This is a genomic window from Staphylococcus sp. SM3655 (assembly GCF_016917315.1).
GTDB lineage: Bacteria > Bacillota > Bacilli > Staphylococcales > Staphylococcaceae > Staphylococcus > Staphylococcus aureus.
This window is the reverse complement of the sequence record NZ_CP070305.1, coordinates 1,758,383-1,775,378: the sequence shown is the minus strand read 5'-3', so window position 1 is coordinate 1,775,378 and position 16,996 is coordinate 1,758,383. Positions and strand designations below refer to the sequence as shown.

The window sequence follows — 16,996 nt, the reverse complement described above, 5'->3', positions numbered from 1 at the left end:
ATTCTTACATGTATGAGATGTTAAGAATAGTCCTTTTATGATTGCGTTATGGAATTCGAATCAATGTTATTCACCGAGAAATGCCTCCAAATTTTTGTATTCTGCCGTATATTGATTAAATGCTGCTTCATCTTTATTGACGAGTGCGTCATCTATAAGTTCTATGAGCTGTCGTTTTCTTACCTCTCGAAGTGCTTCATTGATAATTAATTCAATACCCAAATCATTGACAGTTGTGACAAACGCTTCTAAAGTTGTATGTTTAACATTAGTATTGTATTTCATAGAAACCACTACCTTTCTTTAATTTATAATAAGTATACATTTTTCTAATTTTGAAATCAATGAATATTCTGACTATTAGTTAAAAATTATTGTACATTTTCACCAAAATAATAACTTGACAACTCAGAATTTTATTATAAAATATCTTTATATCATTAATTGTATTTTTATATTAATGGTTTAAAACTTAATAAAGCGAGGTTTTGCTTATGTATTCTCAAAATATTTATGTGATACGCAAAGGAGACATGGTTATTCGACCAGCATTTGATGATGACGATCAAAGAAACGGTAGTGAAATAATTCGGTTTGACAAAACGCGTATTCAAAATCCTTTTAAAGTCCAGAAAATCATTGAACGCTCTTGCAAATTTTATGGTAATACTTATCTTGGCAAGAAAGCAGAGACAAACCGCATTACTGGCATTTCTAGTAAACCACCTATTTTACTAACACCATTATTTCCAACTTATTTTTTCCCAACACATTCTGACAGACAAAATGAAAATATTTGGTTAAATATGCATTATATCGAAAGTATTAAAGAATTAAAAAATCGTAAATGTAAAGTGACATTTATTAATAATGAATCTATCATTCTTCATGTTTCATACCACAGTTTATGGCATCAATATAACAATTCCATTTTTTACTATTACATGGTAGATAAACAATCTCGCATGATATCAAAAAATCCCGACCAACCAATAGATTATAATAAAGCCACATTGAATGTGTTTGAAGCATTGACACGCTATTCTTTATTTGAAGATAAATAAATTGTTTATTTTTAAAATATGCGGAATGTTTTATAAATATAGTGTAAATGTTCTGCATATTTTTTTAAGGTATCTATTGCAAATTAACTTAATCTTGTTATAATAATATTTGTGCTTGATATTCAAACACATACAAATTAATCCACAGTAGCTCAGTGGTAGAGCTATCGGCTGTTAACCGATCGGTCGTAGGTTCGAGTCCTACCTGTGGAGCCATTGGAAACGTACTCAAGTTGGCTGAAGAGGCGCCCCTGCTAAGGGTGTAGGTCGCGAAAGCGGCGCGAGGGTTCGAATCCCTCCGTTTCCGTTACTTGCTAAAATGGTATATACCATTTTAGCTTTTTTGTTTACTTATATATAATGAATGAGAATTTCACTGTTCTTTTATATCAATTTTAAAATTCTAAAAACCTTTCCTAGATAATCTTCTCTAAGAAAGGTTTTTATACTTGTTGAACTTATAATTAATTTATTACATAGCAATATTTACCTGTTTTTAACTACAAAATTATCACTACATGAAATACGATAATTCGGATCTCTTAACTTCTCTGCAATTAATGTACTCATTGTTTCATCGTACGATTCATGTATAATAGCATTTTTTAAATAATTCTTGTAGTTACGATAACAATAGTCAGTCATTGTAACTCTATAACTCTTAGTCAAATCAATTTGATCTAACATTACTCGTTGCCCAGGTTCTTGATTCATATCAATCTCATAATTGAATCCTTGCCACATTGTACATAACGTTTCATCAATAATTGTTAAGCTTAATTGCTCGTTAACAAAATCTAAATGTGAATAACTATACTCCAATATATCTTTGATATTTTGACCACTAATTGTCATATCCATTGGCTTATCTGGATATGGGTATGCATGATACAAATCTTCATTTCGAATCTGTCCACTCAACCCCTTCTCTCCGTTCATAGGCACGTGGACACATGTTATATCATTATCAAATGCAAGCTGAATTGCATCATGTAATAATTGCGAAAATGGATGTGTTTGACAGACTAAATCTTGTAACCCATTCACTGATAACATCAAACCTTTATCACTTATGATTTCCTGTGACCAATAAGCCACTGCTTTTCTATCATAGAATGTTAAATCTAATAATTCTTGATCCTCTTCATACTCATTTAAGTCAATCACTTTAGAATCAATGCTTTCAACATCATAAGTTGTTGTTCTCTTTTTAAAATTAATCGAAAGATGTACAAGCTCTTTGGCATCCTGACCAGCCTGAACATAATACGTTTCATGATCTTGACCTACTATTGTTTGATGCTGATGAGCTGTAATCATTAAATCTATAACACCGAGTTCTTCCATTAATTTTTCAGCTTCATTCGAACTTGCCTTTTTATTTTTCGTACTATTACTAATTTTATTCAATCCACCATGATAAATTACAATCAAAAAATCTGGCTCTTCAACTTCATGGATATATCTAATCCAACGTTTTGATGCCACTAATGTCTTTTCAATAGATACATCTTGCTCCATTTCAGAATACTCATTTTCCATTAAACCATCTGCTGTGACGCCTACGATAGCAATTTTTAAGTCACCAAAATGTTTAATACAATATGGAGTTGAAAAATAAGGCTCCTTAGTAACATTGTATTCAATATTTGCTGATAACCATGGAAAACGTGCCAAAGCAATTGAACGAGTTAAAAATGATAAACCAAACTTGAATTCACTTGGACTCACACCGCTAGCATCATAATGCATTCTGTTCATTAACTTTATCATTGGATGTCGTTTATAAGGTGCAACAATAGCATAATAATAGGCCGCTAACGAGCCAGCTAAACTTCCGCCACTATCTAATAAAATGACGCGATGATTTTGTGCTCTTATTTGGTTAACATAAGTACCAGCTCTATAAATATTTGAACCATAATCACCATTTAAGAAATGACTATGCATATCTGACGTAGTTAAAATCTCTACATTAATGTTTTCATTTTTTTCCATCATGTTACACCTCTCATTGTTACTAGTTTACCATTTTGAAAACCAATCGTCTTATAAAATAAGTTAAAAATACAAACTAAAAAAGCAATCTAAGTTCCAGTTAAAATCTATATTAACTAAACTTAGATTGCTATTATATTATCCTATTTGAATACGTTCTTTTGGATAATGGAATTTATCTGGTTCTCGACGTCCTGCTATCATAATGATAAATGATATTAAGCCAACACGTCCTATAAACATGAGTACCATTAGTACGACCTTAGAAATATCACTAATATCACTTGTGACACCAAGCGATAGTCCACAAGTTCCAAATGCAGACATGACTTCAAAAAATACTTGTAAAAATGTAAGCTTACCATTTTCAGTAGCTGATATAATTAGCATTCCTAAAAATGTTAAAATTGTCGCCATTGTAAATACTGCAAATGAACGTTGAATATCCATAATGTGTACTTCTCTATTGTAAACTTTAATGGATGTTTTATCGGCATTATTACTAAAGTTAATTAAAAACAAAATTAAAATAGCGAAAGTTGTTGTACGAATACCGCCACCAACCGAACTTGGCGAAGATCCTATAAACATTAAAATACCCATGATAATATTAGTGGGGTCACTTAGTGTTGTCACATCAATTGTTTGAAGACCCGCACTTCTTGTAGTCGCTGATTGAAACAGCGAATAGAATAACGATTGATGCCAACTTAAACCTTTGAACGCATGGTTATGTTCAAATAATAGAATGGCTAATACCCCAACAATAAATAGGAATAAATATGTTGATGTCGTAATTTTAGTAAATAATGAAAATCTAAAATTAGTAACCCTATTTTGAATATAAGCTTTAACTTCTAATAATACTGGGAAGCCGATTGATCCTAAAATTATTAAAAATATAACTATCGCTTGTACAAAATAATCATGTGCATAAGGAATTAATGACTTACCTGTAATATCTAATCCACCATTGGTAGTGGCAGAAATAGAAACAAAAACACCTTGCATGATTGCATATTTTAAATCTGGATTATCTCGATAAAAGTAAAATGCTAATAACATGGCTCCTACGAGTTCGATTACAAATATTGATTTTACAATATCAATAATCAATTTGACGGTACCACTCATTGTGTTTTTGTTATTATCTAACATAATTAACTGACGTTCTCTAATTCCAATATGTTTACCTAGTACCACCCATAACATCGTACCAATTGCCATGACGCCAATTCCACCAATATTTAATATCACGAGGATAATTAATTGTCCAAATGTAGAATAGGTATCGACAATACTTATCGGAGACAATCCAGTAACACTAATTCCGGATACGGCAACAAATAATGTGTCAATTGGATTTACTTCTACACCTGGTTTATGAACATACGGTAAGTTTAATAATAAAAATGCAATGACAATTGCGACGATATAGTACAATACAATACCTTGTTGAGGGCTTGATCTTTTTAAAAACTGGCTAAAAATTGACACGTTGTTCACCTCAACATTATTTTAGTTTAATATTAATTTCTTTCTCTTTACCATCTCTATAAATCTTCGCTGTAATTGATTTCAAGTCATCTTTATGACTAAATATAATCTGCCTAAAGCGTAAATCATCTTCTAAAAGTTTGCCATCTAATTCAGTAATTACATCACCTTTTTTCAGACCAGATTGATCTGCTAAACCATTGTTGTCAACTTGATCTACAACAACACCGTTCTTAACTTTTCCTGGCAATTTAACTGCTTGTCTTTCAAAACTATTTAGACTGGCAATATTCTTCATTTTAACACCTACATCGGGATAGTCAATTTTACCTTTTGTTTCTAAATCTTTTACAATCTTTTGTACTTCATTAACAGGTATTGCAAATGACATATTTTCAACGTTTGGCATACTAATTTTAGCTGCAACTACACCTATTAATTTTCCTTCTCTATTGACGACAGCACCACCCGAGTTACCTGGATTTACTGATGCATCAATTTGGAAAGCTTTCATCAACATATCATATTTATTATCTTTATCGAAATCAATAGGAACATTTCTGTTCAGACCTGAAATAATACCTTCTGTCACAGTGCCTTTAAAGTCTACACCAAGTGGATTACCTACGACTAATATTGGCTCTCCTAACACTAAATTATTTGAATCTCCAATAGCTATCTCTTTCACTGAACTGTCTGAAGAAGTTGCTTTAACAACAGCTAAATCTGACCATTTATCTTTACCAAGCACTTTCCCAACAACACTTTTATTATTCGAGAAAGTTATTTTTTGATTTTCTTTATCACCGACAACGTGTGCATTCGTAACAATATATAACGTATCTCCAGATTTTTTATATACAACACCTGATCCCACTTCGTCTTGAGATGCTTTATCTTTAGGTAATGATGAATCTTTTGATGTTTCATTTTCAACTGTAACGACCGATTTAACTGTGTTATTGGCATTTTTCATCGTTGTCGTATATTTTTGAGCATCTGCATCATTATTATCATTCATGCGATCATTTTTGTTCACATTATTAAAAATGGCATTCAAAATAACAATTAGAATAATAATACCCATTAGAATAACTAATTTAGGCCAATACATCATCCAAAACTTTTTCAAAATGTCACTATAATTATTATTCGTAGCGCGCCCTTTGTTCAATTTTGATGTAGCCTTTTTTTGATTATTATTTGCCGATGTCTTTGTATTTGTTTTTTGACCGTTTAATTTATCATGGTCATTAATAGAAATATTTCTTTTTTCAGTGCTACGATGAGATGCAGTTGACTGACTTTGATATCCCACCGTTTCAGACGAGTCTGCATTTTGTTTATGTTTATCTTCAACATGAATTTTTTCATCAAGTTTTCGATCGTCATCTATTTTTGATAATGATAGTGTATTGATATCATTATCAGGATTATCGTCAACAATATGATTTTCTCTCATAACGTTATCTTTATCATCACTTATCGATGGTGTATGATGACTTAAATCATTTTCATGATTAGACTTGTCATTTTGTTCGCTATCACCATATGTATAGGTTTTTGTTTGCTCATTTTGACTTTGCTGTCTTTTCAATTTCTGTTCTTCCGGTAAAGTTAATGGCTTCTGATTATTTACTTCATCATCAGATTCCGACAATTTTGGTACTGTATTTGATTTGTCTGATATTACTTCAGATTTCAGATTACTACTTTTATTTCCATCTGAACTGTCTTTTTTTATTTTCTCTGTCTGCATCGAGCTGTCTGAATCAGTTCTTGAAGACTCAGAATCAATTCTAGTCTCTTTATCATGTTCTGAAGGTTTAGAAAGTACATGTTGCTCTTCATGACCAACTTTGTTTTTATCTGAACTTAGCTTTCTCATTTCAGTTGATTCTACTTTATCGGTTGATTTAGTTGATAAAGTCGCTTCAGAATTTTGCTCATAATATTTTGATTTCTCTGTATCTTGGTCCACTGAATCTAATGAATTTTGTTTTTTAGATACATCGTCTGTTAAATAATGATCTCTGTTATATGCTGACTTACTATCCTGATTACTTTTACTTTCTTCAGCTTTATTCTCATTAACATCACGGTTTCTCTGTTCTAAATGCGATGATAAACTATTTTTAAAACGTTCGTGCTTATCAATTGAATCTTTATGTATTTGCTTATCTGCTTTTTTTGATGTTGTATTATCTATATTTTGTTTATCTTGATGTTGATTTAAATTTTCTTCTCTGTCTTCGTTGTGGAAGAATTCACGACGCTTACGTCGGTACTGACTTTTAGGAATTACATGTTTTTTACCAATATCCACTAATGTCCACTCCATTCAATAAAATCACTTATCATTATGACACATTAACACCTAATTTGCTTTAAAATCTATATAATTTCTATTGAAAAAATGCTAAATATAAAAGGCACATTTTCTTAATACTATATCGCATCTTTTGATTCACATTCTTCAAAATCCATTTTTCATAAATCACTCAATTAAATGAAAAAGGACAACCTTAAACTAAATTAAGATTGTCCGCTTCACATCAATTATTTATGCGATTTTTTATTTTTAACAACTGAACCTAACCAACCGATAATTACTAATCCAATTAGTACTGTCCAGAAAATAGATTGCCATAATACGCCATGTGGGAAGTGCTCAGGCAATACAGCGATGTCTGGGTGCGCTAATACCATGACAACTAATTTAACACCTACCCAACCAACGATCGCGAAGGCTGCACCTTCAAGTCCTGGATATTTGTTTAATAGCTCTACAAACCATGTTGCTGCATAACGCATTAGAATAACACCAATCATTCCACCTAGGAACATGACTACGAACTGACCTAAGTCCATACCACCAAAGTGAATACCAACTTTAGGAAGTGTTACAGCAATAGCTAAAGCAGCAAGCATAGAATCAATGGCAAATGCGATATCTGCAAATTCTATTTTCAACACAGTTCCCCAGAATGATTTGTTACTTGCTTTAATCTCTTCACCAGATTCATCATAATGATGATCATCTCCAGCTTCAGGACTTTCAATTTCTGGGTGTTTAAAGAACTGCCACAGATTTTTGATTGACATATAAATTAAGTAAACCGCTCCTGCAGCTTGAATAAACCAAAAGTTCGCGATAATACTAATTAAGAATAATGCTAAAAATCTAAATACAAATGCACCTAACAAACCGTAAAACAAAGCTTTTTTACGTTGTTCGGGTGGTAAGTGCTTAACCATTACAGCCATAACAATCGCGTTATCTGCTGCTAATAAGCCTTCTAAAAATACTAAAACGACAAGTACCCATAAATAAGGTAAGATCAAACTTGGATCCATTAACATGTACAACTCCTTTAAATAAATAAGTTAAGTACAAACAAAAAGACCTATGCTAAATAAATAGCAAAGGTCTCACTAAGCAATTTAAATTGCCCACTTTACCGGAAGATATCTTCGTAATGACGATAAAGTGTCGAATCATTTATACGGTCATGATTCTTAAGTTACTCCCCTCTGACAAAATGCCATAGGTTATTCATTTGATACATCATAGTATACCTTTTTCTTTTAAAATATACAATTTATTTTTCTTCAACGAAACAATTATTTTTAATGTAACAAATTCGATTATACAATTGAGCTGTTAAAGTAAACTATACAATTTAATTTCAGGGAATTTCTCTTCAAACCATCTTGTTGCAAATTCATTTTCAAATAAGAATACTAAATCGTCATATCTATCTTTCACTAAAATCGATCTTGATGTGTTCATCTTATCTGTAATTTGGTCTTCATTTTCAATCCAACGTGCAATTTTACGGCCTACTGGCTCCATAACAACATCAACATTATATTCGTTTTTCATTCTATGTTCGAAAACTTCAAATTGTAACTGACCAACAGCACCTAAAATAATTTGGTTTGTGTGTAATGTTTTATAGTATTGAATCGCACCTTCTTGTACTAATTGTTCAATACCTTTATGGAAATGCTTCTGTTTCATGACGTTTTTAGCAGAAACTTTCATAAAAATTTCTGGCGTAAATTGTGGTAAATCTTGGAAACTGTAGGTTTGTTTTCCACCAACTAAAGTATCTCCAATTTGATAATTACCAGTATCATATAGTCCAATGATATCGCCTGCTACAGCATGATTCACAGTTTCTTTATCGTCTGCCATAAATGACGTTGAACGTGTGATCTTTTGCTTTTTATTAGTACGTTGCAAAGTAACATCCATACCACGTTCAAATGCACCACTAACGACACGCATAAAGGCAATTCTATCACGGTGTTTAGGGTCCATGTTGGCTTGAATTTTAAAGATAAATCCTGAAAATGAATCATCAAACGGGCTTACTTCAACGTCTTCTTTTGTTTGTCTCGCATTTGGCATTGGCGCAAAATCAACATATGCATTTAAGAAATTTTGTACACCAAAGTTAGCTAAAGCTGAACCGAAAAATACAGGTGTTAAGTCTCCACTCAACAGCGCGTCATTATCAAAGGCTTCACCCGCTTCTTCAACCAACATTAATTCTTCAATCGCTTGTTCAAAAGCACTATCATTTGTAATTGCATGATCTTCTTCCAACTCAAAATCATCATTCAAATGTAATATATTTTCTTCATCTCTAAATGGTTCAATTGTTTTAGACTTTCTATCAATGATGCCAAAGAAACTTTGTCCCATACCAATTGGCCAATTCATAGGGTATGTTTCAATATTTAATGTCTCTTCGATTTCATCTAATAATTCAAATGGTTCTTTACCTACTCGGTCTAATTTATTAATGAATGTAAAGATTGGAATACCACGCATTTTACAAACTTTAAATAACTTCAATGTTTGTGGTTCAATACCTTTTGCACAGTCTATGACCATGACAGCACTGTCAACTGCCATTAATGTTCTATACGTATCTTCTGAAAAGTCTTCATGTCCTGGTGTATCTAAGATATTGATTTTATAATCATCGTAATCAAATTGCATTACTGAACTAGTTACAGAAATACCACGCTCTTGTTCAACTTTCATCCAGTCACTTGTCGCAAATTTACCAGTCTTCTTCCCTTTAACTGTACCCGCTTCACGAATAGCACCACTGAAGTACAATAGTTTTTCAGTTAACGTTGTTTTCCCTGCATCGGGATGTGAAATAATCGCAAAAGTCTTTCTAGACTCAACTTCTTGCTTTAAGTTCATTAGTCTTTCTCCTTTTTATATGTTTCTATCCAATCTGTTAGTTGTGATGCAATCGATTCTGCCTCTTCCTCTTCTTTAAAAACAAACAATTGCATGAGTATTGCTTCAAAACAAGTTTCTTCATCTAATGTCATTGCCATCTGATATGACCAAAACCAATCTGGTATAGCAATGATTATCTGGTTATTTAATGCTTCGAATAAATAAACATCAATAGTTTTACCTTCATCAATAAATCTTTTATTGATCAACAGGGCCACCACCGAACTTTTTGTAAGCTGCTTCAAGGCCAATTAAATCATCTCGATGTGGCACCTTAATATGCCCTGGCATGATTTGATATGGTTCTCTTCCTTTTGATGCTAAAACGACAGTATCCCCAGGCTCAGCTATGTCAATTGCATGTTTTATCCCTTCTGCACGATCATCAAATTCAATATAGTTTTGATGTGTTGCACCTTTGGCTAATTCTGCCGTTAACATTTTCGGGTCATCATTTGCCGGATTATCCGGTGTGAAAATGACATAATCTGCACGACAGGCAACTCGCCCCATTTCAGGCGTTTTAGTTAAATCACGTTCGCCTGCCATACCAACTAAAAATATCAACTTTTGCTTTACAAAAGGCTGTACTGCATCGATTAATTTGTTCATACCATCAGCTGTATGTGCATAATCGATAATTAAATCAATAGGTAACGAAGGATCTAAAACTTCTAATCGCCCTTCAACAGGTTCTAAATTTTCAACAGCTTTAATAATCGTTTCTAAAGATGTACCTTTACTCCACACCGCAATCATTGCCGCCATAATATTAGAAATATTAAACTTACCAACATAAGGCGATTTTACTGGGTAAGTTCCAAAAGGCGTTACAAAATCAAAGCTGACACCTTGTAAAGATTCTTGAATATTTTTAGCCATAAATTGGGCTTCCTCATCAATTCCATAACTAAATACTTCATAAGGCGTCACTGTTCTTAAATACTCAGAAAATGAATCGTCATTGTTTAACACGACATACTTTTCTTTCGACAAATCTTCACCTAATTGACTAAACAATAAAGACTTCGCGTGTCCGTATGCTTCCATTGTGCCATGAAAATCTAAATGGTCTTGTGTTAAATTTGAAAATATTGCAACGTCAAATTCAACGCCTCGCAGTCGTCCTAATACTAAGCCATGGCTTGATACTTCTAATGTCATAGATTCAGCGCCTGCATCAACTGCTTCTTTAATTTTCTTAGTTAAAGAAACTGTTTCTGGTGTCGTATTTGCACCTTTTGTCTTTGTTTCATTAATTTGGAAACCATTAGTTCCTAAATATGCACTATTTTTTTGTAACTTTCTTTGAATTAAATGAATCATCGTCGCAATAGAAGTTTTACCATTTGTACCCGTTACACCAAATGTCACTAACTGATGACTCGGATAATCATATAATGTGTGTGCTAGAATACTAGCTACTCTTAATGTGTCCGGCACAACCACTTGTGTTACGTTAGCTGGTAATGATTGTTCTTTATTGACCACTACCAACTTACACCCTTGATCAGCTACATTTTGACAGAACTTATGACTGTCTACAGTATATCCAACTGAAGCGACAAAAATGCTACCTTCTCTCGCTGTACGTGAATCAGTAGTGATATCATCTATTTGTTGTTCTAAAGAACCCAATACACGCTTTACTTTTACTTTCTTAAACAACGTACTTGCATCCAAACTGAACCGCTCCTTTTTCTACAATATGTTTATTATACACGTTTTGTTGATGTTAATAAATTTATAATTTCACTGTTATATCCTACTAATCAGCATTTTCTAATTTCTACTATTAAAAATAAAACATACGGTATTATGAATTAGTTTTACAATTATGGCTCATCTTAAATTATTAAAACCATCTTGTAACATGGTATAATATCATAATTGTTTCCAAAAATATGCTATAATTGTATACTGGATAATTTTAAATATACAAATAAAACATAGAACAATAAATTGCTTTATAAAATAACGTTTTATTTTGTATCAATTCATCTATTGATTAAAATTGCTATAAATGTAACGACTTTGCGTCTTTATTTCTTTTATAATGCCGTAAAATAAGTTACACTTAAATAAAATTTTCAAACTAACGGAGGGTGGCTATTAATGGTTACTCAAAATAAAAAGATATTGATTATTACTGGCTCATTCGGTAACGGTCATATGCAAGTTACACAGAGTATCGTTAATCAACTTAATGATATGAATCTAGACCATTTAAGCGTCATTGAGCACGATTTATTTATGGAAGCTCATCCAATTTTGACTTCTATTTGTAAAAAATGGTATATCAATAGCTTTAAATATTTTAGAAATATGTACAAAGGGTTTTATTACAGCCGCCCAGATAAACTAGACAAATGTTTTTACAAATACTATGGACTTAATAAGTTAATTAATTTATTGATAAAAGAAAAGCCAGATTTAATATTATTAACGTTTCCTACACCAGTTATGTCGGTACTAACTGAGCAATTTAACATTAATATTCCAGTTGCTACAGTGATGACAGACTATCGCTTACATAAAAACTGGATTACGCCGTATTCAACAAGATATTATGTGGCAACAAAAGAAACGAAACAAGACTTCATAGACGTAGGTATTGATCCTTCAACAGTTAAAGTGACAGGTATTCCTATTGATAACAAATTTGAAACGCCTATTAATCAAAAGCAGTGGTTAATAGACAACAACTTAGATCCAGATAAGCAAACTATTTTAATGTCAGCTGGTGCATTTGGTGTATCTAAAGGTTTTGACACGATGATTACTGATATATTAGCGAAAAGTGCAAATGCACAAGTAGTTATGATTTGTGGTAAGAGCAAAGAGCTAAAGCGTTCTTTAATAGCTAAGTTTAAATCTAACGAGAATGTATTGATTCTAGGTTATACCAAACACATGAATGAATGGATGGCATCAAGTCAACTTATGATTACGAAACCTGGTGGTATCACAATAACTGAAGGTTTCGCCCGTTGTATTCCAATGATTTTCCTAAATCCTGCACCTGGTCAAGAGCTTGAAAATGCCCTTTACTTTGAAGAAAAAGGTTTTGGTAAAATCGCTGATACTCCAGAAGAAGCAATAAAAATTGTAGCAAGTTTAACGAACGGTAATGAGCAATTAACTAACATGATTAGTACAATGGAACAAGATAAAATTAAGTATGCTACACAGACAATATGTCGAGACTTACTTGATTTAATCGGTCATTCATCACAACCACAAGAGATTTATGGAAAGGTTCCTTTATATGCAAGATTCTTCGTTAAATAATTACGCTAATCATAAAAATTTCATTTTAATGCTTATTATCTTATTTTTAATGGAATTTGCGAGAGGCATGTATATCCTAAGCTATATTAATTTCTTGCCAACAGTTACATCCATTGCTGTAGCAATAACGTCTCTAGCATTTTCAATACATTTTATTGCTGATGCATCTACAAACTTTGTTATAGGATTTTTACTGAAAAAATTCGGCACAAAAATCGTTTTAACGACTGGATTTATTTTAGCATTTACAAGTTTATTTTTAGTTATTTGGTTTCCAGCATCACCTTTTGTAATCATATTTAGTGCTATGATGCTCGGTATTGCAGTTAGTCCTATTTGGGTCATTATGTTATCCAGTGTTGAAGAAGATAAACGTGGCAAACAAATGGGCTATGTTTATTTTTCATGGTTGTTAGGCCTATTGGTAGGTATGGTTTTTATGAATCTACTTATCAAAGTGCACCCAACACGCTTTGCCTTCATGATGTCTTTAGTCGTTTTAATTGCATGGATATTATATTATTTTGTCGATGTAAAGTTAACAAATTATAATACTCGTCCAGTTAAAGCTCAATTGAGACAAATTGTTGATGTGACAAAGCGCCATTTATTGTTGTTCCCTGGTATTCTTTTACAAGGTGCCGCAATTGCTGCCCTAGTTCCTATATTACCAACATATGCTACTAAGGTTATTAACGTAAGCACAATTGAATATACTGTTGCAATCATTATTGGTGGTATCGGCTGTGCAGTTTCGATGCTATTTTTATCGAAACTAATAGATAACCGCAGCAGAAACTTTATGTATGGTGTTATTCTAAGCGGATTTATTTTATACATGATATTAATTTTTACTCTATCTATGATTGTTAATATTCACATCGTGTGGATTATCGCTTTAGCTATCGGTCTAATGTATGGCATCTTATTACCAGCATGGAATACCTTTATGGCACGATTTATCAAATCAGATGAACAAGAAGAAACTTGGGGTGTTTTTAATAGTATCCAAGGATTCGGCTCAATGATAGGGCCATTATTTGGCGGATTAATTACACAATTTACCAACAATTTAAACAATACATTTTATTTCTCGGCATTAATCTTTTTAGTCTTAGCTGTATTTTATGGAAGCTACTTTATAGCAAATAGAGAAAAAGCTAAGTAAGGTTAAAACGTATTTTAAAATAAAGAAAATGGTCATTTTTATTACATTCAATAAAAATGACCATTTTCTTATTAATTCAAACATACTACGATTAACAATACTATTATGTTACTTAAGCTAATTTAAACGTTTCAATAACTTTCCATTTATCTTCGTCATCGTCAAAACGTAACAAAGTTAATTCATCGATAATTTCTTTATGGTCTACCCCAGTTAATGCTACTTGACCAAAAATATCTTCGAATTCTTGGCTAGATAGTCCTTGTGCTATTGTAAAGTGTGGCACAAAAACATGTTCAGCTTCTCCATAGAAATCTTCTCCATTAAAGCGATTAAACAATTCTTCTAAGTCGTCCGTCTTCGCAACTTTAAAGTAAATCACATTGTTCGTTGGTTTGAAGCTAGAAGCTTTTGTAGCATGAACTTCTACTGCTGGTATACCATTAATACGAGCTCTAACCTGTTCAATGACAGAATCTAAATCACCATCTTCAATTTCAAATGGCGCTTTAATTGTCACATGTGGTTTAATTCGTGAATACTGTTTATCATATCTTTTACGGTAAGAATCCACCGCTTCTTGAAATGACTTTGATGGAATTAATGCTAATCCTAAAATCATCTGAATTCCTCCTTTGTTTAACCTATTGCTATTATATCAAATTTCTTTGAAAACCGTTACATTAAAAATAATTCATTATACATCTTTTGCAATTTCGACAAATTTAAATTAAATCAAACAGTAAAATCTTTTATAAATTATATTATAGACCAAACTATATGAAGACAATTCATACTAAATCTACTAATGTAAATTACTCATAATGTTGATCATCTGTGTTTTTACGTAAAAAATACAATAATATATCTGACAGCAATGGTTTCCAATCTTTCCATTGGTGACCACCTTCAAATTCATCGTAATAATAAGTTATATTATATTTCTTAATTTGTTCAGCTAATTCTCTATTCGGTGTTAAGAAATCGGCACGCTTACCATTTGTTGGTAAAGTAAAATCTTTTTCATCTAGACCAATGACATGCCAAATTGTCAATTGTTCTTTATTAGCACATTGATTTAGCTTATCTAATACTTTGTCATCTGAATGTGGACTTAACATTGCTACACGACTAAAAATCGTTGGATAGGTCAACGCCGTTAATAAGACAATACTACCCGCTAAACTATCCCCTACTAATAACCTTGCATTACCTACTTTCAGTGTAGAAAACGTCGAGTCAATAAATGGCAATATTTCTTTACCGACTGATTGAATAGTTAAATGAGAACGACTTCCTTGTGGATGAAATTCCTCTCTACGCTTATCAACGTCTTCATAATGGAATCCAACAATGATCGCATCATCAATACGCGCTTCTTTGATTAACGATTCATATGTACGTTGTATTCTCCCGAAACGTAAAAAATCTAATCCGTCAAAGCAAAGAATGACATTATATTTAACAAGTTGATTATAAGATTCTGGTAAATAAATACTTATCGTGACATCTCTATTTAAAATATTACTATATAAAACATGTTTATTAATCTTACCAGTTTTAAATTCTGACATAAAAAAGTGCCCCCTAGTAGTTGTATTGTTATTGTACCAAGAGACACTATATTTTTAAAATTCAAATTTCTGAGCACCTAAAATTATCAATGCTGTTTCTTTTTTTATCAAATGATCACTACATATACTATAAACAAAAGTAGATTACTTTTTGGCACGTGCTTGTTTTAAACGTTCTGGATATGTCTTCAACCAAAAGACAGCATTAGGTAATTTATTCGGATCAGGTTGATAAACTGCATTATAACCGTTTCCTAAACGTTTCTTTTGAATTTCATAATCTTTTAAAGCATTTACGGCAGGCTTATGTAAAATCCAAATCGCAATGATATTTAACCAAGCCATTAGACCTACACCTAAATCACCGAATGCCCATGCTACATCAGCTGTTTTAACTGCACCGTAAAATGTAGCGAACAAAATAATCACACGAGCAATATTAATAAATATCGATGAAACTTGATTATTTTGATTACGCGTTAAATAAGCAACATTTGTTTCTGTAATGTAGTAGTACGACAAAATTGTAGTAAATGCAAAGAAGAATAAAGCAAATGCAATAAAGTACGAACCTACGCCAGAGAAAGTAGGATCAAATTGATAACCACTGCCATGGAACGCTTTATCAATGCCGGCTTGTGCATACATCGCAGTACCTGAATAATCTTTACCTGTTGCATTTTCAACATAAATACCGCCATCTTTAATTAAATGCGGTGTGCCATTCGCATTAACCGTACCATCAGTCACATTATATGTACCAGAAATAAGTATAATCAGAGCAGTTGCAGTACATACAAATAATGTATCAATATAAACTGAAAATGCTTGTACTAGACCTTGTTTACTTGGATGTGATACTTCTGCTGCCGCTGCTGCGTGTGGACCTGTACCTTGACCAGCCTCATTTGAGTATAATCCACGTTTAACACCAATCTCTATCATTGCGCCAACGATACCACCAAAAGCAGATTGTAATCCAAATGCTGATTTGAAAATTAATGCAAATAACGCTGGCACTTCTTGTATATTGATACAAATGATAATGACAGCCATCAGTATGTAAATAATTGCCATAAATGGTACAACGGCTGTTGCAACATTGGCAATACTACGTACACCACCAAAAATAGGT

Annotated in this window: 13 protein-coding genes, 2 tRNA genes, 1 pseudogene and 1 riboswitch; of the genes and pseudogenes, 5 read left to right on the top strand and 11 right to left on the bottom strand. The window is 32.3% G+C overall.

Features of this window, described 5'->3' with window-relative positions; all coding sequences use genetic code 11:
* Positions 1 to 66: 66 nt before the first annotated feature.
* Positions 67 to 285, bottom strand: a complete 219-nt coding sequence (locus JQN76_RS08710; RefSeq protein ID WP_000876826.1) for an IDEAL domain-containing protein — start codon at positions 283 to 285, stop codon at positions 67 to 69.
* A gap of 209 nt (positions 286 to 494) precedes the next feature.
* Between JQN76_RS08710 and JQN76_RS08705 the strand changes: the two genes are divergently transcribed.
* The 3 genes from JQN76_RS08705 to JQN76_RS08695 all read left to right on the top strand — a co-directional run bounded on the left by JQN76_RS08705 (position 495) and on the right by JQN76_RS08695 (position 1,371).
* On the top strand, positions 495 to 1,064 hold the full coding sequence (locus JQN76_RS08705; protein WP_000287265.1) for a competence protein ComK: 570 nt from the start codon (positions 495 to 497) through the stop codon (positions 1,062 to 1,064).
* 141 nt (positions 1,065 to 1,205) lie between these two features.
* A tRNA-Asn gene (locus JQN76_RS08700) sits at positions 1,206 to 1,280 on the top strand.
* 2 nt (positions 1,281 to 1,282) lie between these two features.
* Positions 1,283 to 1,371, top strand: a tRNA-Ser gene (locus JQN76_RS08695).
* A 179-nt stretch (positions 1,372 to 1,550) separates the two neighbouring features.
* Here JQN76_RS08695 and JQN76_RS08690 read toward each other — a convergent pair.
* The 7 genes from JQN76_RS08690 to JQN76_RS08660 all read right to left on the bottom strand — a co-directional run bounded on the left by JQN76_RS08690 (position 1,551) and on the right by JQN76_RS08660 (position 11,511).
* The gene (locus JQN76_RS08690) at positions 1,551 to 3,062 is read right to left on the bottom strand and encodes a bifunctional metallophosphatase/5'-nucleotidase (RefSeq protein ID WP_000414165.1); all 1,512 of its coding nucleotides are present in this window, start codon (positions 3,060 to 3,062) and stop codon (positions 1,551 to 1,553) included.
* Positions 3,063 to 3,200: 138 nt separating this feature from the next.
* Positions 3,201 to 4,559: a TrkH family potassium uptake protein gene (locus tag JQN76_RS08685; RefSeq protein ID WP_000021865.1), complete on the bottom strand. Its 1,359-nt coding sequence runs from the start codon at positions 4,557 to 4,559 to the stop codon at positions 3,201 to 3,203.
* Positions 4,560 to 4,575: 16 nt separating this feature from the next.
* Positions 4,576 to 6,900 carry a S1C family serine protease gene (locus tag JQN76_RS08680; protein WP_001795272.1) on the bottom strand — a complete coding sequence of 775 codons (2,325 nt, stop codon included), beginning with the start codon at positions 6,898 to 6,900 and terminating at the stop codon, positions 4,576 to 4,578.
* A gap of 218 nt (positions 6,901 to 7,118) precedes the next feature.
* Positions 7,119 to 7,922, bottom strand: a complete 804-nt coding sequence (locus tag JQN76_RS08675; RefSeq protein WP_000928413.1) for a TerC family protein — start codon at positions 7,920 to 7,922, stop codon at positions 7,119 to 7,121.
* Positions 7,923 to 7,996: 74 nt separating this feature from the next.
* Positions 7,997 to 8,104, bottom strand: a riboswitch (yybP-ykoY riboswitch).
* A 119-nt stretch (positions 8,105 to 8,223) separates the two neighbouring features.
* Positions 8,224 to 9,786 (bottom strand): peptide chain release factor 3, encoded by a 1,563-nt coding sequence (locus JQN76_RS08670; RefSeq protein ID WP_001049951.1) that lies wholly within the window; start codon positions 9,784 to 9,786, stop codon positions 8,224 to 8,226.
* Positions 9,786 to 10,037, bottom strand: a complete 252-nt coding sequence (locus JQN76_RS08665; RefSeq protein ID WP_000608862.1) for a YueH family protein — start codon at positions 10,035 to 10,037, stop codon at positions 9,786 to 9,788. Before JQN76_RS08665 ends, JQN76_RS08670 begins: the two co-directional genes overlap by 1 nt.
* Positions 10,027 to 11,511 (bottom strand): UDP-N-acetylmuramoyl-L-alanyl-D-glutamate--L-lysine ligase, encoded by a 1,485-nt coding sequence (locus JQN76_RS08660; protein ID WP_000340119.1) that lies wholly within the window; start codon positions 11,509 to 11,511, stop codon positions 10,027 to 10,029. The genes JQN76_RS08665 and JQN76_RS08660 overlap by 11 nt, the downstream gene beginning before the upstream one ends.
* A 432-nt stretch (positions 11,512 to 11,943) precedes the next feature.
* Between JQN76_RS08660 and JQN76_RS08655 the strand changes: the two genes are divergently transcribed.
* Together JQN76_RS08655 and ltaA are read left to right on the top strand one after the other, a co-directional pair.
* Complete coding sequence (locus JQN76_RS08655; protein ID WP_000258645.1) at positions 11,944 to 13,119, top strand: diglucosyl diacylglycerol synthase; 1,176 nt, start codon at positions 11,944 to 11,946, stop codon at positions 13,117 to 13,119.
* Positions 13,097 to 14,287, top strand: coding sequence for a lipoteichoic acid biosynthesis MFS flippase LtaA (gene ltaA / locus JQN76_RS08650; RefSeq protein ID WP_001154224.1), 1,191 nt, complete (start codon positions 13,097 to 13,099; stop codon positions 14,285 to 14,287). The genes JQN76_RS08655 and ltaA overlap by 23 nt, the downstream gene beginning before the upstream one ends.
* A 112-nt stretch (positions 14,288 to 14,399) precedes the next feature.
* Here ltaA and JQN76_RS08645 read toward each other — a convergent pair whose 3' ends face one another.
* The 3 genes and pseudogenes from JQN76_RS08645 to JQN76_RS08635 form a co-directional block, all read right to left on the bottom strand.
* Positions 14,400 to 14,909 carry a YjcG family protein gene (locus tag JQN76_RS08645; RefSeq protein ID WP_001836771.1) on the bottom strand — a complete coding sequence of 170 codons (510 nt, stop codon included), beginning with the start codon at positions 14,907 to 14,909 and terminating at the stop codon, positions 14,400 to 14,402.
* A gap of 193 nt (positions 14,910 to 15,102) precedes the next feature.
* Positions 15,103 to 15,861: an esterase family protein gene (locus JQN76_RS08640; protein ID WP_001836770.1), complete on the bottom strand. Its 759-nt coding sequence runs from the start codon at positions 15,859 to 15,861 to the stop codon at positions 15,103 to 15,105.
* 144 nt (positions 15,862 to 16,005) lie between these two features.
* Positions 16,006 to 16,992: pseudogene (locus tag JQN76_RS08635) on the bottom strand (alanine:cation symporter family protein); the annotation flags it as partial.
* Between the last annotated feature and the right edge of the window lie 4 nt (positions 16,993 to 16,996).

Excerpts from the sequence above, each read along its gene's own strand:
- JQN76_RS08710 (WP_000876826.1), bottom strand. The coding sequence starts at position 285 with ATGAAATACAATACTAATGTTAAACATACAACTTTAGAAGCGTTTGTC.
- JQN76_RS08705 (WP_000287265.1), top strand. The coding sequence starts at position 495 with ATGTATTCTCAAAATATTTATGTGATACGCAAAGGAGACATGGTTATT.
- JQN76_RS08690 (WP_000414165.1), bottom strand. The coding sequence starts at position 3,062 with ATGGAAAAAAATGAAAACATTAATGTAGAGATTTTAACTACGTCAGAT.
- JQN76_RS08680 (WP_001795272.1), bottom strand. The coding sequence starts at position 6,900 with ATGGAGTGGACATTAGTGGATATTGGTAAAAAACATGTAATTCCTAAA.
- JQN76_RS08675 (WP_000928413.1), bottom strand. The coding sequence starts at position 7,922 with ATGTTAATGGATCCAAGTTTGATCTTACCTTATTTATGGGTACTTGTC.
- JQN76_RS08670 (WP_001049951.1), bottom strand. The coding sequence starts at position 9,786 with ATGAACTTAAAGCAAGAAGTTGAGTCTAGAAAGACTTTTGCGATTATT.
- JQN76_RS08655 (WP_000258645.1), top strand. The coding sequence starts at position 11,944 with ATGGTTACTCAAAATAAAAAGATATTGATTATTACTGGCTCATTCGGT.
- ltaA (WP_001154224.1), top strand. The coding sequence starts at position 13,097 with ATGCAAGATTCTTCGTTAAATAATTACGCTAATCATAAAAATTTCATT.
- JQN76_RS08645 (WP_001836771.1), bottom strand. The coding sequence starts at position 14,909 with ATGATTTTAGGATTAGCATTAATTCCATCAAAGTCATTTCAAGAAGCG.
- JQN76_RS08640 (WP_001836770.1), bottom strand. The coding sequence starts at position 15,861 with ATGTCAGAATTTAAAACTGGTAAGATTAATAAACATGTTTTATATAGT.